Here is a 12,701-nt window from a genome sequence, read left to right on the forward strand (position 1 = left end):
TCGGTGGTGGACACACATCGGTGATTGGACACAGGCCGTCGTAGGAGCGGGTTTACCCGCGAAAGGGCCGGGCCTGCTGGCCAATTTCACCAGCCGTTCACCGTTGCCGCCGCTACCGCATTCGCGGGTGAACCCGCTCCTACACATGATCTGTGGTGGACACACATCGCTGATTGGGCGCAGGCCGCTGTAGGTTTACCCGCGAAGGCGCGCAAAGCGCCCCCGACGTTTACGAAGCAACGGCCTCAGCTGGCGAAACGATACTGGTCTTCGCCCCCCGCGATCGCCCTGAGCTCAGGTACGCCGCAATCGACTCCTGCGTCACCTCGCCCAAGAACACCTGCTCGGCATCCAGCACCGGCAACCATGCCCGGTTGAACTCGTACATGCGCGACAACAGGATGCGCAAATGCTCATCGTGCGCCGCCGTGGCATTGAACGGTCGCAGGAAATCGCCACACGTCCCTTGCTGGCGGTGCATGTCGCGTCGGCGCACATAGCCCAGCGCTTTGTTCTGTGCATCGGTCACCACCACGTAGCGGCGGTCGTGCTCGTCGAGCAGCTCCAGCGCATCGCTCACAGGCGTTTGCGGGCTCACCGATGGCGCGTTGTCTGCGGCATCCTCGGCACGCACCAGCAGCAGGCGTTTGAGCGTGCTGTCCTGGCCCACGAAGTTGCTGACGAAATCATCCGCCGGATGGGCTAGCAAGGTGTCTGGATGGTCCAGTTGCAACAGCTTGCCGGCACGGAAGATGGCAATCTTGTCGCCCAGTTTGATCGCTTCGTCGATGTCGTGGCTGACCATGATCACCGTCTTGTTCAGCGCCCGCTGCATTTCGAAGAACTCGTTCTGGATCATCTCGCGGTTGATCGGGTCGACCGCGCCGAACGGTTCGTCCATCAACAGCACGGGTGCATCTGCTGCCAGGGCACGAATCACGCCGATACGCTGTTGCTGGCCGCCGGACAGCTCGCGCGGGTAGCGTTGCAGGTACTGCTTGGGTTCGAGCTTGATCATGTGCATCAGCTCGCGAGCACGCTCGTGGCATTTCTGCTTGTCCCAGCCAAGCAGGCGTGGGACCACGGTGATGTTCTCTTCGATGGTCATGTTGGGGAACAAACCGATCTGCTGGATCACATAGCCGATGTGCCGGCGCAGGGTGACTTCGTCCAGCCCGGTGGTGTCTTCGCCATCGATGAACACCTGGCCCGAGGTGGGCGTGATCAGGCGGTTGATCATTTTCAGCGTGGTGCTCTTGCCGCAGCCCGACGGGCCGAGGAACACGCAGATTTCCCCTTCGTTGACAGTGAGGCTTACCGAGTCGACGGCTTTGACGTCCTTGCCGTTGACGTTGAAGGTTTTGCTGAGGTTCTTCAGTTCGATCATGAGCGCAGTCCTTCTGGAGTCAGGGCACGTTGCAGGGTTTGCAGCAGCAGGTCGGCGATGATTGCCAGCAGGCTCACCAGCAAGGCGCCGATCAGCAGCATCGACATGTCGCTGCGGCTGATGGAGGTGAGGATGAGCACACCCAGGCCGCCGGCGCCGATGGTGGCAGCAATGGTCATGACACCGATGTTCATGACCACGGCGGTGCGTACACCGGCGAGGATGACCGGTACGGCGATGGGCAGTTCGACCATGCGCAGGCGCTGGCCGAAGGTCATGCCTATACCGCGTGCGGCTTCACGGATGCCGGGCTCGACATTGGTCAGGGCCAGGTAGGTGTTGCGCAGGATCGGCAGCAGCGAGTACAGGAACACCGCAGTGATCGCTGGCAACGGCCCCAGGCCCTGGCCGAACTTGGAGTAGAACGGCAACAGCAGGCCGAACAGGGCAATCGAGGGGATGGTCAGCAGCACTGTGGCGCTGGCCTGCAGCGGGCCTGCGAGGGCCGGAAAGCGAGTCATCAGGATGCCCAGCGGCACCCCGACCAGAATCGCCAGGCCCACGGCAACGCCTACCAGCATGATGTGCTGCCAGGTCAGGTGCAGTACCTGGGCCCAGTCCAGGTGGCTGAAGGTATCGATCAGGTTCATGGCTGGCCCTCGCTGTTCAGTGGGTGCTTGCGCAGGAAGTCCGCGGCCACGGCAGTGGGGTTCTGGTGCTCGACATCGACCTTGGCGTTGAGCTGGCGCATGGTTTGGTCATCCAGTTGCTCGGCCAGCGGCTTGAGCAGGCCAGCCAGCTGCGGGTTGGCGTCGAGCGTGGCTTTGCGTATCACCGGCGCGGCGGTGTAGTCGGGGAAGTAGTGTTTGTCGTCTTCCAGCAGCTTGAGGTCGAAAGCGTCCAGGCGGCCGTCGGTGGTATACACCAGGCCGGCGAACACCTGATTGTTGCGCATGGCGGTGTACACCAGCCCGGCGTCCATCTGGCGGATGTTGCGCCGGCCCAGCGGCAGGCCATACATTTCGCGCAGGCCTACCAGGCCGTCGGGGCGGTTGGCGAACTCGGTGTCCAGGGCCACCAGGTGATTACGCTTGCTCTCGTCGCGCAGCACCTGGTTGAGGTCGCTGATCGAGTTGATCTGCGGGTAGGCCTCGGCGACCTGCTTCGGCAAGCCGAGGGCATAGGTGTTGCTGAATTTCGACGGGGTCAGCCAGATCAGGTCTTTTTTGGCATCCAGCTCCTTGACCTTGGCGTAGGTTGCCTCGGCGCTGGGCATACGCTCTTCGATGTGGTTGTACGACACCAGCGACACACCGGTGTATTCCCACATCAGGTCGAGCTGGCCGGTTTCCTGGGCCTGGCGTGCGAGGTTGCTGCCAAGCCCGCCGATGACACGCACATCGAAGCCGTTGGCGCGCAGGTATTGCGCGGTGATTTCGGCGAGCACGGTCTGTTCGGTGAACACCCGCGCGCCGATGCGGATCAGCGGTTTTTCAGCTGCCTGGGCAAATCCTGCGAACAGCAAGGCCGCGCCCAGTAGCAAGGCGATTCTCTTCTTCATACGTTTCCTATCCTTATTGGACCAGGCCGCGTTCCAGCCAGCGCTTGCTGGAGAAACTCACCGCCGCATCCAGCACCAGTGCCAGCAGCGCGGTGCAGGCGGCACCCAGCAGCAGTTGTGGCTGGTTGTTCAGGGCGATGCCGGGGAAGATCAGGCTACCCAGGCTGTTGGCGCCGATCAGGAACGCCAGCGGTGCGGTACCCACATTCAGTGCCAGGGCCACGCGTACGCCGCCGACGATGATCGGCACGGCGTTGGGCAGCTCCACCTGCCAGAGTTGCTGGCGCGGGGTCATGCCAATGCCGGTGGCGGCTTCCTTGAGCGAAGCAGGGACGTTTTTCAGGCCTTCGTAGGTGTTGCGCACAATCGGCAGGAGGGAGGCGAGGAATAGCGCGAAGATCGCAGGCCCGGCTCCGATGCCCAGGATACTGAGGGCGATGGCCAGAACGGCCAGAGGGGGGATGGTGTTGCCAACGTTGAAGAACTGCATGAAGCGCTCGGCTTTGTCGACCCGGTGCGGTCGACTTAACGCAATGCCGGCGGGGATGCCCACGGCCAGCGCCGCCGCCATCGAAGCCAGCACCAATACCAGGTGCGCTTGCAGGTAGAACCCAAGATCGTCGCGATAACGCGCGATCGTGTCGATGCCGATCCAGTGGACCAGCAGGGCCAGGATGACGAGCACGGCGGCCCATCCCAACAGCCCCGAACCGTAGCGTTTTGCCACAGGTGGACTCCTTGTGTAGTCGGCGAGCACACTTCTTGGTTGCCGGCCAATTCTGGCGGCGGGTGGTGTGTTCGCGAGTAGCAGCGTGATGCAAGCCGAGGGCTGCGATCAGGCCATGAGCCGAACCCCGTCGGGCCCGAAAATGCTGATGAAACCAGTCCCCAACCGAAGCGGTTTGCAGGGGAGTGGACGTCTCCATGGGTGTCAAGGTTCCCATCTGAGGCAGCATTTGGCCAGCGTTAATCACTGGGGGGCAGGATTTTTGGCGAGAAAAAACAGCGACTTAATGTGCTGCAGGCGTTGAAATAACTGCGCTTTGGTCATTTGTCGTGATAAAGCGATTGCCTGTTGGATTTCTTTTGTCTGTGCCGGCCTCTTCGCGGGTAAACCCGCTCCTACACAGACTGCACCGCATTCGAATCCTGTGTCGTACCTGTGGGAGCGGGTTTACCCGCGAAGAGGCCGGCACAGGCGCCATTCATTCGGCAGATTTTGGTCCAGGCCCAACTTCAGGTATGATACTGCCCCTTTCAAATCCCCCAGTCAGGCGATTTCCCATGACCAACCAGGCCGCCGAAGTCGCGAAGCGCCGCACTTTCGCAATCATTTCCCACCCCGACGCCGGTAAGACCACCATCACCGAGAAGCTGCTGCTGATGGGCAAGGCCATTGCCGTCGCCGGTACCGTGAAGTCGCGCAAGTCCGACCGCCACGCCACCTCCGACTGGATGGAAATGGAGAAGCAGCGCGGCATCTCCATCACCACCTCGGTGATGCAGTTCCCGTATCGCGAGCACATGATCAACCTGCTCGACACCCCGGGCCACGAAGACTTCTCCGAAGACACCTACCGCACCCTGACCGCGGTGGACTCGGCGCTGATGGTGCTCGATGGCGGTAAAGGTGTAGAGCCGCGTACCATCGCCCTGATGGACGTGTGCCGGCTGCGCGACACGCCAATCGTCAGCTTCATCAACAAACTCGACCGTGATATCCGCGACCCGATCGAACTGCTCGACGAGATCGAAGCCGTTCTGAAGATCAAGGCCGCGCCAATCACCTGGCCAATCGGTTGCTACCGTGACTTCAAGGGTGTGTACCACCTCACTGGCGACTACATCATCGTCTACACCCCGGGCCACGGCCACGAGCGCACCGAAGCCAAGATCATCCAGAAACTGGACTCGGACGAAGCCCGCGCACACCTGGGCGACCAGTACGACGCGTTCGTCGAGCAACTGGAGCTGGTGCAGGGCGCCTGCCACGAGTTCAACCAGGAAGAGTTCATCAACGGTCAGTTGACCCCGGTATTCTTCGGTACTGCGCTGGGCAACTTCGGTGTCGACCACGTGCTCGACGCCGTGGTCGACTGGGCGCCGCGTCCGCTTGGCCGTGTGGCCAACGAGCGTACCGTGGAGCCTGTGGAAGAGAAGTTCACCGGTTTCGTGTTCAAGATCCAGGCGAACATGGACCCGAAACACCGCGACCGTATCGCCTTCATGCGCATCTGCTCGGGCAAGTACGAGAAAGGCATGAAAATGCGCCATGTGCGCTTGAACAAAGATCTGCGTATCGGCGATGCGCTGACGTTCTTCTCCTCCGAGCGTGAGCAGCTGGAAGAGGCCTTTGCCGGTGACATCATCGGCCTGCACAACCACGGCACCATCCAGATCGGCGACACCTTCACCGAAGGTGAGGCGCTGGGCTTCACCGGTATTCCGCACTTCGCGCCGGAGCTGTTCCGCCGCGTACGCCTGAAAGACCCGCTGAAATCCAAGCAACTGCGTCAAGGCCTGCAGCAGCTGGCCGAAGAAGGTGCTACTCAGGTGTTCTTCCCTGAGCGCAGCAACGACATCATCCTGGGTGCGGTCGGTGTGCTGCAGTTCGACGTGGTCGCCAGCCGGCTGAAGGAAGAGTACAAGGTCGAGTGCGCCTACGAGCCTATCACCGTCTGGTCCGCGCGCTGGATCAGCTGCGATGACAAGAAGAAGCTCGAGGAATTCCAGACCAAGGCCATGGAAAACCTGGCCATCGACGGCGGCGGTCACCTGACCTACCTGGCGCCGACCCGGGTCAACCTGGCGCTGATGGAAGAGCGCTGGCCGGACATCAAGTTCCGCGCTACCCGCGAGCACCATTAAGGCCTGAAATCGGGGCTGCTTTGCAGCCCTTCGCGGGCACGCCCGCTCCCACAGGGAATCACCAAACCTGGAGGTCATGTGATACCTGTGGGAGCGGGCGTGCCCGCGAAGGGTCGCTAGGCGGCCCCATTTCAATTTCCGGCTTTGATACTGGTCCAGATTCGCGTACGAATACGGTCGATCTTCGCCGGCATCGCCTCCAGCGCATACAGCTTGCCCATCACCTCGTCGCTCGGGTAAATCATCGTATTACCCTTCATCGCCGGGTCCACCAGCCCGTCTGCCTTGAGGTTGCCGTTCGCGTATTGCACATGGTTGCTGATGTTGGCCATCACTTCCGGCTGCAGCAGGTAGTTCATGTAGGCATATCCGGCCTTTTCATCCGGCGCATCGACGGGCATGGCGACCATGTCGAACCACATCGGCGCGCCCTCCTTGGGTATCGAATAGCCCACCTTCACGCCATTGTTCGCCTCGTCGGCGCGGTTCTTCGCCTGCAGCACATCCCCTGAGAACCCCACCACCACGCAGATATCGCCGTTGGCCAGGTCGCCCGTGTACTTGGACGAGTGGAAATAGCTGATGTACGGCCGCACCTTCATCAGCAGTTCCTTGGCCTTCTCGTAGTCCTTGGGGTCTTGGCTGTGATGGGGCAAGCCCAGGTAGTGCAGGGCGATCGGCAGCAGTTCGGGGCCATTGTCCAGCACCGCGACCCCACAGCTTTTCAGCTTGCTCATGTACTCGGGCTTGAAGATCAGGTCCCAGGAGTCCACCGGCGCGTTGTCGCCGAGCACCGCCTTGACCTTGTCGATGTTGTAGCCAATGCCGGTACTGCCCCACAGGTACGGGAAACCGTACTGGTTGCCCGGGTCGTTCACCTCCAGCGCCTTGAGCAGCACCGGGTTGAGGTTGTGCCAGTTGGGCAGCTGGGACTTGTCCAGGCGCTTCAAGGCCTTGCCTTGAATCTGCCGGGCCATGAAGTGGTTGGAGGGGAACACCACGTCGTAGCCGGAATTGCCGGTCATCAGCTTGCCATCGAGGGTTTCATTGCTGTCGTACACGTCGTAGGTGGGCACGATGCCGCTGGCTTGCTGGAAGTTCTTCAACGTATCGGGGGCCACGTAGCTGGACCAGTTGTAGATCTTCACCGTTTCAGCGGCGCTGGCCACGCTGGCGGCCAGCATCAGAGGGGCGAGGAGGAAGGTGCGCATGTCGGGTTTACCTTGCTTTGTCTGTTGTTATCGAAGGCAGGCGATCAGCGGATCAGAAAACAAGCACGTAGGTCTTGCGCACGGTCTCCTGGATGTCCCAGGTGCCGGTGCTGTTGGCCGGTAGCATCAATGCGTCTCCGGCTTCTATGACCAGAGGCTCGCCACCGTCGGGGGTGAACGTGCAGCGGCCCTTGATGAAATGGCAGAACTCCTGTTGCACGATCTGCCGCCGCCAGCGCCCTGGGGTGCATTCCCAGATGCCGGTTTCAACGCCATCGCTGCGCTCCACGCAGGTGACTGACGTGACTGCCACGGGTTCGCCGAGCGGTACTGCGACCGGGTTGGAGCTGTCGAGCACGGCAAATTCGGTGTTCTTGAACTGGGTGATGCTCATGACCGGTGGATCCTGTACGAGTGTTAAGGGAAGTCAGTGCATGAAGCCTTCCATGAAGTCCGCAAGCGATATGGCCAGGCGCCGCCTCCACGGCGCGCTGGCGGGGTTGGCGAGGGTCCGGTCCTCGTGGACGAAGCTCTGGATGATCGCGTTGTAGCCCAGCCAGCGGCAGGGCTCGGGAGGCCAGCTGGCCAGTCTCGATATCGGGCGGTTGTCGAGCACCCAGGGTTGCGCCGTCAGCTCGTTGCGCTGGTTGAGGATCAGCGCCGCCAGGGTGCGTCCGCCCAGGTTGGTAGCCCCGACGCCTTCGCCGCCGTAGCCGCCGGCAAGGGCGATGCCGCGCTGGCGGTCGCAGAGCATGTGTGGGCGGAAGCGTCGCGCCATGCCGAGGTTGCCGCCCCAGGTATGAGTGATGCGTACCTGTTTGAGCTGCGGGAACAGTTCGCCGAACAGGTAGCGGCGCAGTTCGACTTCGTGTTCGTCGAGGTTGAAGTTTTCGCGCAGACGCCCACCGAAGCGGTAGCCACCGCGGGCACCGAAGACCAGGCGGTTGTCCGCGGTGCGCTGGCCGTAGGTGACCTGGCGGCTGCTTTCACTGAAGGCTTGGCCCTGGCTCAGGCCAATCTGCTCCCAGGTAGCCTCCGGCAGCGGCTCGGTGGCCACCAGCAGGCTCTGTACCGGCAACTGATGTTTGCCCAGTGGCGGCAGGCTGGCGGCGTAACCCTCCACGGCAGGCACCATCCACTGGCAGCGAATCTGTGCCAGCGGGGTACGCACCTCGCTCGGCTGCCAGTCGATGGCCGGGGTGTTTTCGTAGATCGATACGCCCAGCGCCTCTACTGCCCGGGCAAGGCCGCGCACCAGCTTGGCTGGCTGGATGGTCGCCGTGTGCGGGCTGTAAATGGCTCCAAACGCATTGCTGACCCGCAGTTGGCTCCCCAACTGCTCGGGGCTCAGCCAGCGGTAGTCGTCCTCGGTCATGCCTTGGCGATACAAGTCGTCGAGGTAGGCGCGCAGGCTACGTTCCTGCTCGGGGTAGCGCGCCGCGCAATACAGCACGCCGCCTTTGCGGTAGTCACAGTCGATGCCTTCGCTTTGCAACACGCGATGCACTTCATCAGGGATGCCGTGCAGCAGGTCGATGCTGGCGCGGCGCTGTTGCGGCGAGAGGGTGCCGAGCAGGCGGTCTTCGCCTAGCAGGTTGCCCATCAGCCAGCCCCCATTACGGCCGGAAGCGCCGAAGCCGGCGATTTGGGCTTCGATCACCGCAATGTTCAGCTGGGGTGCCTGGCGCTTGAGGTAGTACGCGGTCCAAAGGCCGGTATAGCCGGCACCGATGATGCACACGTCAACGTCGAGGTCATTGCGCAGTGCCGGGCGCGCGCACAGCGGCTCGTCGAGCTGGTCCATCCACAGGCTGAGCGTGCGCAGGGGTTGCATCGGGTTCGGCTCCACATCCGTCAAGGTCTGTGGGCGATCGTAGTGGTGTCAGCGGGCAGCTGTCTTACGTGCGTGCACGCAGGGAAATTTGCTTCAGGTAGGCCTTGGGCGTTAGCCCGGTGTGCTCACGGAAGCACTTGTAGAACGCCGACAGCGAGTTGAAGCCGGCACTGAAGGCCAGCTCGTCGATCGTCGCCTCGACGCTATCATCGCCGAGGCTGGCCATCAGGTGCTGCAGGCGTGCCTGGTTGACGTAGCGGTAGAAGCTCTGCCCCAGCACCTGGTTGAGCAGGTAGGAAATCTGGTTGCGGCTGTAGCCGCTGGCGTCGGCGACCTGTTGCAGGTCGAGCTCCGGGTCGAGGTAGGGGCGTTGACGCTGGAAGTAGTGCTCCAGGTCCTGGGCCATGGTCGACAACTGCCGGGGCGACAGGCCCAGGCGGCTGGTGGCGGGGCGCGGGCCGCTGTTGGCGTGGCCTGTGCCGTTCTGGCGGACCAGCGTGGCGTATTCGTTGACCCGCCAGATCAGCCCGTCCATGACGGTGATCGCCTCGCTGGACTGGAACGCAACCAGGCCGTCACCGCCCTGCACCGTGACCTGATACTGGATGAATGCGGTGCAGCCATCGACGCGGATGCGGTCGCTGTGGACGATGTCCTCGCCGGCTTCATGGGGCAGGCAGGCGCGTACGTAGTCGCGCAGTTCCTGATGGCCGAGCACGCGGTTCTGAAAGAAGTCGTGGTACTGGATATCGGGGTGGTAGAGCGCCATGACACCGTCGAGGTCGCGATGCTTCCAGCAGAGGTGGTAGCGCAGCACGATTTCGGCGGTAAGCGGGGTTTGCTCGGGGCCGTCGGGGAGGGTGGTGGCGATCATGGGTGGATAGTGCATTGCAGAACACCCAGGTGCAAGGGCGTGGATCCTGCATATTGCACGGTTTGCTCAGGCGGCTTGGAGGGTAAGTCTCTGATTTTTATGAATGTAGTTTTTTGATACAACTGACATGGCGGCTGCACCTTTCTTGTCACCATCGAACAAGGAGAAAGGCCATGCGCTCGATACTGCTTTGGATGATTGGGGTGCCGATTCCGGTGATCATTCTGATCTGGTTCTTTATGCATTGAGATTTTTGGGGGCCGCTTTGCGGCCCTTTTGCTACAACTGTAGAGACCGGACACATTGCTGACACCTGGCGCCCATGGGTAAAGCTAGGTCCCCCACTCTCTTAAAGGCAACCCAAGCTGTGCAGCACTCGGCCATGCTGGTAAGCATGACTGGCCACAGCACACGTGCACTATGATTCAGGGCTTCCAGGTAGTCATACAGGGTATGGCCTACGTGCGCGAGATTCTCGGCATGCTTGATCAGTTTGTAGTGTTCTAAGGTTCACGTACTAATCAATTGCACGGAACACCGTCAGTGCAGATGAGGTCATTTTGTCCTATTGAAATGCCTAGCCCTTTTCTCGGGATATTCTGCTTAATTCGCCGATGCTTTCCATAAACTCACTTGCATTTGGCCCGCTGGTAGGAACCACGCCACCAAGGTTACGGTTGACCATGCCGATGATTCGATTGAAGCGGTTTCACGGTGTTGCCCAAGTTTGCGTTGTAGCTTTCAATCAGGCGTGCATGAGCGAAATCCGCGTTACTGGCACCTATTGGCCCGACACTGGCGAGGAAGAACCGCATGCCATCCACGCTGAATTAATCGCAATGATGCAGGATCCTCGAACCCAGCGAAATTCCCCATTCTTTTCGATTTTTTCCGCCTTCGCAAATCCAGAACCCTTGAGCAAACATGTTGCTTGGTAGGTCCAGCCACTGATTACCTCGACCTGCTTCAGCCCAAGCAACATCGCCAGCCAGATTACGGCATGGAACCAGAGGACATCTTTGCCGACTACCTAAAGTGTCGCAGGTCACAGGTTGCGACGCTCCATGGTGTCAATTGCAGTAAAACAATTGAACAGGGTAGCGCCCCAGATTTTAGCATGACCGATAGCTTGTTCGGAGAATCCTTAGCGAAGGTGTGTCGTTTCAGAGAAGAAATTACACGGTTTTAGGAATTAGTGTAAGTCTGGATTTGGGGTATATCCGGACCTAGTAAGGAGTTAGTATTTTCATGTGTCAGAAGCACATGATTTCTTAATTGGTTCGGAGTGTTATTATGCCAGGGCGATCCGTGGTGGAGCAAAATACTGCACATGGTAAAAATATTCTGGAGTCAGACCCGTTCGAAGGTCGGGACTTTTTCTGGGAACAACATCGATTTGCCAGGGACGGATATCTGAAGATAAATCACTTGATTGACTCCGAGGTGCGTGACCGGATTTCTGAAGACGTGAAGTATTTGCTGGTGAACTTCGCGAAGCGTCGGGATTTTCTGATTGAGTCGACTGGAAATACACCGCGTTATCTGAGCAATGTCCCTCAGGAAATTATCGAGGCTCATGGACGCTACATTTCACTTGCATACAAGTCTCGTTACCTGATGAGTTTGATCAGCCATATAGTCAAGGAAGACATCATTCCGACGCCATGGAAATGGGATAATTTCATTATAAATAGTCAGCACAAATCTGGCGATACCCACGGTTGGCATTGGGGGGATTACCCCTACACTATAATCTGGGTCGTTGAAGCCCCAGAACTTGAGGCGGGCGGTTTGTTGGAGTGCGTACCCCATACAAATTGGGATAAGCGGAATCCCCGGGTAGAAAATTTGCTGGTGGAGAACAAAATTGACTCCTACTTCCACCTCACGGGTGATGTCTATCTGCTCAAGGCTGACACTACCCTGCACCGTGTCAAACCACTCACACGAGATGTCACTCGTACCATTCTCAATACCACCTGGGAAAGAGCGCGGGACAAAGACCGACAGGTAGAGCATGAAACTTTTGTTTTTCGTGACTAGTATTCGAGGATTTGGGGTATGGCTAAGCTCAAATATTCACATACTAACCTGGTCGCAAGCGACTGGAAGAAGATAGCTAAGTTCTATATCGATGTGTTCGATTGTATTCCAGTTGGCCCTGTACGCCGGCTCTCAGGGCGGTCGGTAGCAGAAGGTACTGGGTTGAATGAACCGCAGATCGAAGGCATTCATCTTCGGTTGCCCGGTTTCGAAGAGGAAGGTCCGACGCTAGAGATATTTCAGTACCGTAAAATTCATGAGGAACCGGAAAAGCTGGCGAACTCGCGTGGCTTTACACACATTGCGTTTGAGGTTTTAGATTTGGACATCGTATGCGCAAAAGTCATCAGTGCCGGCGGATCGCTACTTGGGAAATTGGCGAAGCAGTCAGTCGATGGGGTGGGGATGTGTACGTTTGTGTACGTGCGTGATCCCGACCGGAACATTATCGAAGTCCAGCGGTGGGAGGCGTTATGAAACGTAGACTTGCACAGTTCGATCTGGTGAAGCCAAGTTTTCCCAGAGGGCATGCAAAAATGAAGGACTTCTATAATTCGACAGCTTATGTCAACGCATTGGCCGAACAGCATCCGGGATTCATCTGGCGTGAGACTGCTGAAGACCAGCCGCTACTAGATCAGCTATGGGGCGAGGGCTACCTCTACACGCTCTCGCTGTGGCGGGATGTCGAATCATTGAAAGATTTTCTCTATAACACCCCACATAGGGCGTTCATGCAGCGTGGTCGGGAATGGTTCGACCCTATTCTACACCCCCGGGTAGTGTTGTGGTGGGTCGAGCCTAGTCATGTGCCCACCCTGCGCGAGGCTCATGCCCGCCTTACGAGATTGTACGAGGTCGGTCCATCCCATGACGCTTTCGACCTGCGTTCCAGTGAACTGCCAACTGTCCTGTACTGAGGA

The 12,701-nt window shown here is 59.4% G+C and carries 12 protein-coding genes; 4 read left to right on the forward strand and 8 right to left on the reverse strand.

Annotated elements, in window-relative coordinates; genetic code table 11:
- Positions 1-229: 229 nt before the first annotated feature.
- From ACF8EF_RS23510 to ACF8EF_RS23525, 4 genes are read right to left on the reverse strand one after another with little or no spacing between them, the layout of a single operon-like run.
- The gene (locus ACF8EF_RS23510; RefSeq protein ID WP_339444670.1) at positions 230-1,387 is read right to left on the reverse strand and encodes an ABC transporter ATP-binding protein; all 1,158 of its coding nucleotides are present in this window, start codon (positions 1,385-1,387) and stop codon (positions 230-232) included.
- Positions 1,384-2,037 (reverse strand): ABC transporter permease, encoded by a 654-nt coding sequence (locus ACF8EF_RS23515; protein ID WP_028697400.1) that lies wholly within the window; start codon positions 2,035-2,037, stop codon positions 1,384-1,386. The genes ACF8EF_RS23510 and ACF8EF_RS23515 overlap by 4 nt, the downstream gene beginning before the upstream one ends.
- On the reverse strand, positions 2,034-2,948 hold the full coding sequence (locus ACF8EF_RS23520; RefSeq protein ID WP_392461905.1) for a glycine betaine ABC transporter substrate-binding protein: 915 nt from the start codon (positions 2,946-2,948) through the stop codon (positions 2,034-2,036). The genes ACF8EF_RS23515 and ACF8EF_RS23520 overlap by 4 nt, the downstream gene beginning before the upstream one ends.
- Before the next feature lie 13 nt (positions 2,949-2,961).
- The gene (locus ACF8EF_RS23525) at positions 2,962-3,675 is read right to left on the reverse strand and encodes an ABC transporter permease (protein ID WP_176685717.1); all 714 of its coding nucleotides are present in this window, start codon (positions 3,673-3,675) and stop codon (positions 2,962-2,964) included.
- A 557-nt stretch (positions 3,676-4,232) separates the two neighbouring features.
- On the opposite strand from ACF8EF_RS23525, the gene ACF8EF_RS23530 reads away from it, so the two are divergent.
- Entirely contained in the window at positions 4,233-5,816 is a 1,584-nt protein-coding gene (locus ACF8EF_RS23530; RefSeq protein ID WP_021781794.1) for a peptide chain release factor 3, read from the forward strand.
- Between the two features lie 131 nt (positions 5,817-5,947).
- Here ACF8EF_RS23530 and ACF8EF_RS23535 read toward each other — a convergent pair whose 3' ends face one another.
- From ACF8EF_RS23535 to ACF8EF_RS23550, 4 genes are all read right to left on the reverse strand, one after another.
- Positions 5,948-7,027 (reverse strand): polyamine ABC transporter substrate-binding protein, encoded by a 1,080-nt coding sequence (locus ACF8EF_RS23535; protein ID WP_028697402.1) that lies wholly within the window; start codon positions 7,025-7,027, stop codon positions 5,948-5,950.
- A 52-nt stretch (positions 7,028-7,079) separates the two neighbouring features.
- On the reverse strand, positions 7,080-7,421 hold the full coding sequence (locus tag ACF8EF_RS23540) for a cupin domain-containing protein (RefSeq protein WP_014589771.1): 342 nt from the start codon (positions 7,419-7,421) through the stop codon (positions 7,080-7,082).
- A gap of 33 nt (positions 7,422-7,454) precedes the next feature.
- Positions 7,455-8,861 carry an NAD(P)/FAD-dependent oxidoreductase gene (locus ACF8EF_RS23545; protein ID WP_392461907.1) on the reverse strand — a complete coding sequence of 469 codons (1,407 nt, stop codon included), beginning with the start codon at positions 8,859-8,861 and terminating at the stop codon, positions 7,455-7,457.
- A gap of 64 nt (positions 8,862-8,925) precedes the next feature.
- Positions 8,926-9,750 carry a nuclear transport factor 2 family protein gene (locus ACF8EF_RS23550; protein WP_209967897.1) on the reverse strand — a complete coding sequence of 275 codons (825 nt, stop codon included), beginning with the start codon at positions 9,748-9,750 and terminating at the stop codon, positions 8,926-8,928.
- A gap of 1,278 nt (positions 9,751-11,028) precedes the next feature.
- Here ACF8EF_RS23550 and ACF8EF_RS23555 point away from each other — a divergent pair.
- The 3 genes from ACF8EF_RS23555 to ACF8EF_RS23565 are packed head-to-tail and all read left to right on the forward strand — an operon-like array spanning position 11,029 to position 12,698.
- Positions 11,029-11,778 carry an ArpA protein gene (locus tag ACF8EF_RS23555; RefSeq protein WP_176683804.1) on the forward strand — a complete coding sequence of 250 codons (750 nt, stop codon included), beginning with the start codon at positions 11,029-11,031 and terminating at the stop codon, positions 11,776-11,778.
- An 18-nt stretch (positions 11,779-11,796) separates the two neighbouring features.
- Positions 11,797-12,255 (forward strand): VOC family protein, encoded by a 459-nt coding sequence (locus ACF8EF_RS23560; RefSeq protein ID WP_176683803.1) that lies wholly within the window; start codon positions 11,797-11,799, stop codon positions 12,253-12,255.
- On the forward strand, positions 12,252-12,698 hold the full coding sequence (locus ACF8EF_RS23565; protein ID WP_176683802.1) for a DUF3291 domain-containing protein: 447 nt from the start codon (positions 12,252-12,254) through the stop codon (positions 12,696-12,698). The genes ACF8EF_RS23560 and ACF8EF_RS23565 overlap by 4 nt, the downstream gene beginning before the upstream one ends.
- The last annotated feature ends 3 nt before the right edge of the window (positions 12,699-12,701 follow it).

The organism is Pseudomonas sp. zjy_15, assembly GCF_043101865.1.
Taxonomy (GTDB): Bacteria; Pseudomonadota; Gammaproteobacteria; order Pseudomonadales; family Pseudomonadaceae; genus Aquipseudomonas; species Aquipseudomonas putida_Y.

Excerpts from the sequence above, each read along its gene's own strand:
- ACF8EF_RS23510 (WP_339444670.1), bottom strand. The coding sequence starts at position 1,387 with ATGATCGAACTGAAGAACCTCAGCAAAACCTTCAACGTCAACGGCAAG.
- ACF8EF_RS23515 (WP_028697400.1), bottom strand. The coding sequence starts at position 2,037 with ATGAACCTGATCGATACCTTCAGCCACCTGGACTGGGCCCAGGTACTG.
- ACF8EF_RS23520 (WP_392461905.1), bottom strand. The coding sequence starts at position 2,948 with ATGAAGAAGAGAATCGCCTTGCTACTGGGCGCGGCCTTGCTGTTCGCA.
- ACF8EF_RS23530 (WP_021781794.1), top strand. The coding sequence starts at position 4,233 with ATGACCAACCAGGCCGCCGAAGTCGCGAAGCGCCGCACTTTCGCAATC.
- ACF8EF_RS23535 (WP_028697402.1), bottom strand. The coding sequence starts at position 7,027 with ATGCGCACCTTCCTCCTCGCCCCTCTGATGCTGGCCGCCAGCGTGGCC.
- ACF8EF_RS23540 (WP_014589771.1), bottom strand. The coding sequence starts at position 7,421 with ATGAGCATCACCCAGTTCAAGAACACCGAATTTGCCGTGCTCGACAGC.
- ACF8EF_RS23545 (WP_392461907.1), bottom strand. The coding sequence starts at position 8,861 with ATGCAACCCCTGCGCACGCTCAGCCTGTGGATGGACCAGCTCGACGAG.
- ACF8EF_RS23550 (WP_209967897.1), bottom strand. The coding sequence starts at position 9,750 with ATGCACTATCCACCCATGATCGCCACCACCCTCCCCGACGGCCCCGAG.
- ACF8EF_RS23555 (WP_176683804.1), top strand. The coding sequence starts at position 11,029 with ATGCCAGGGCGATCCGTGGTGGAGCAAAATACTGCACATGGTAAAAAT.
- ACF8EF_RS23560 (WP_176683803.1), top strand. The coding sequence starts at position 11,797 with ATGGCTAAGCTCAAATATTCACATACTAACCTGGTCGCAAGCGACTGG.
- ACF8EF_RS23565 (WP_176683802.1), top strand. The coding sequence starts at position 12,252 with ATGAAACGTAGACTTGCACAGTTCGATCTGGTGAAGCCAAGTTTTCCC.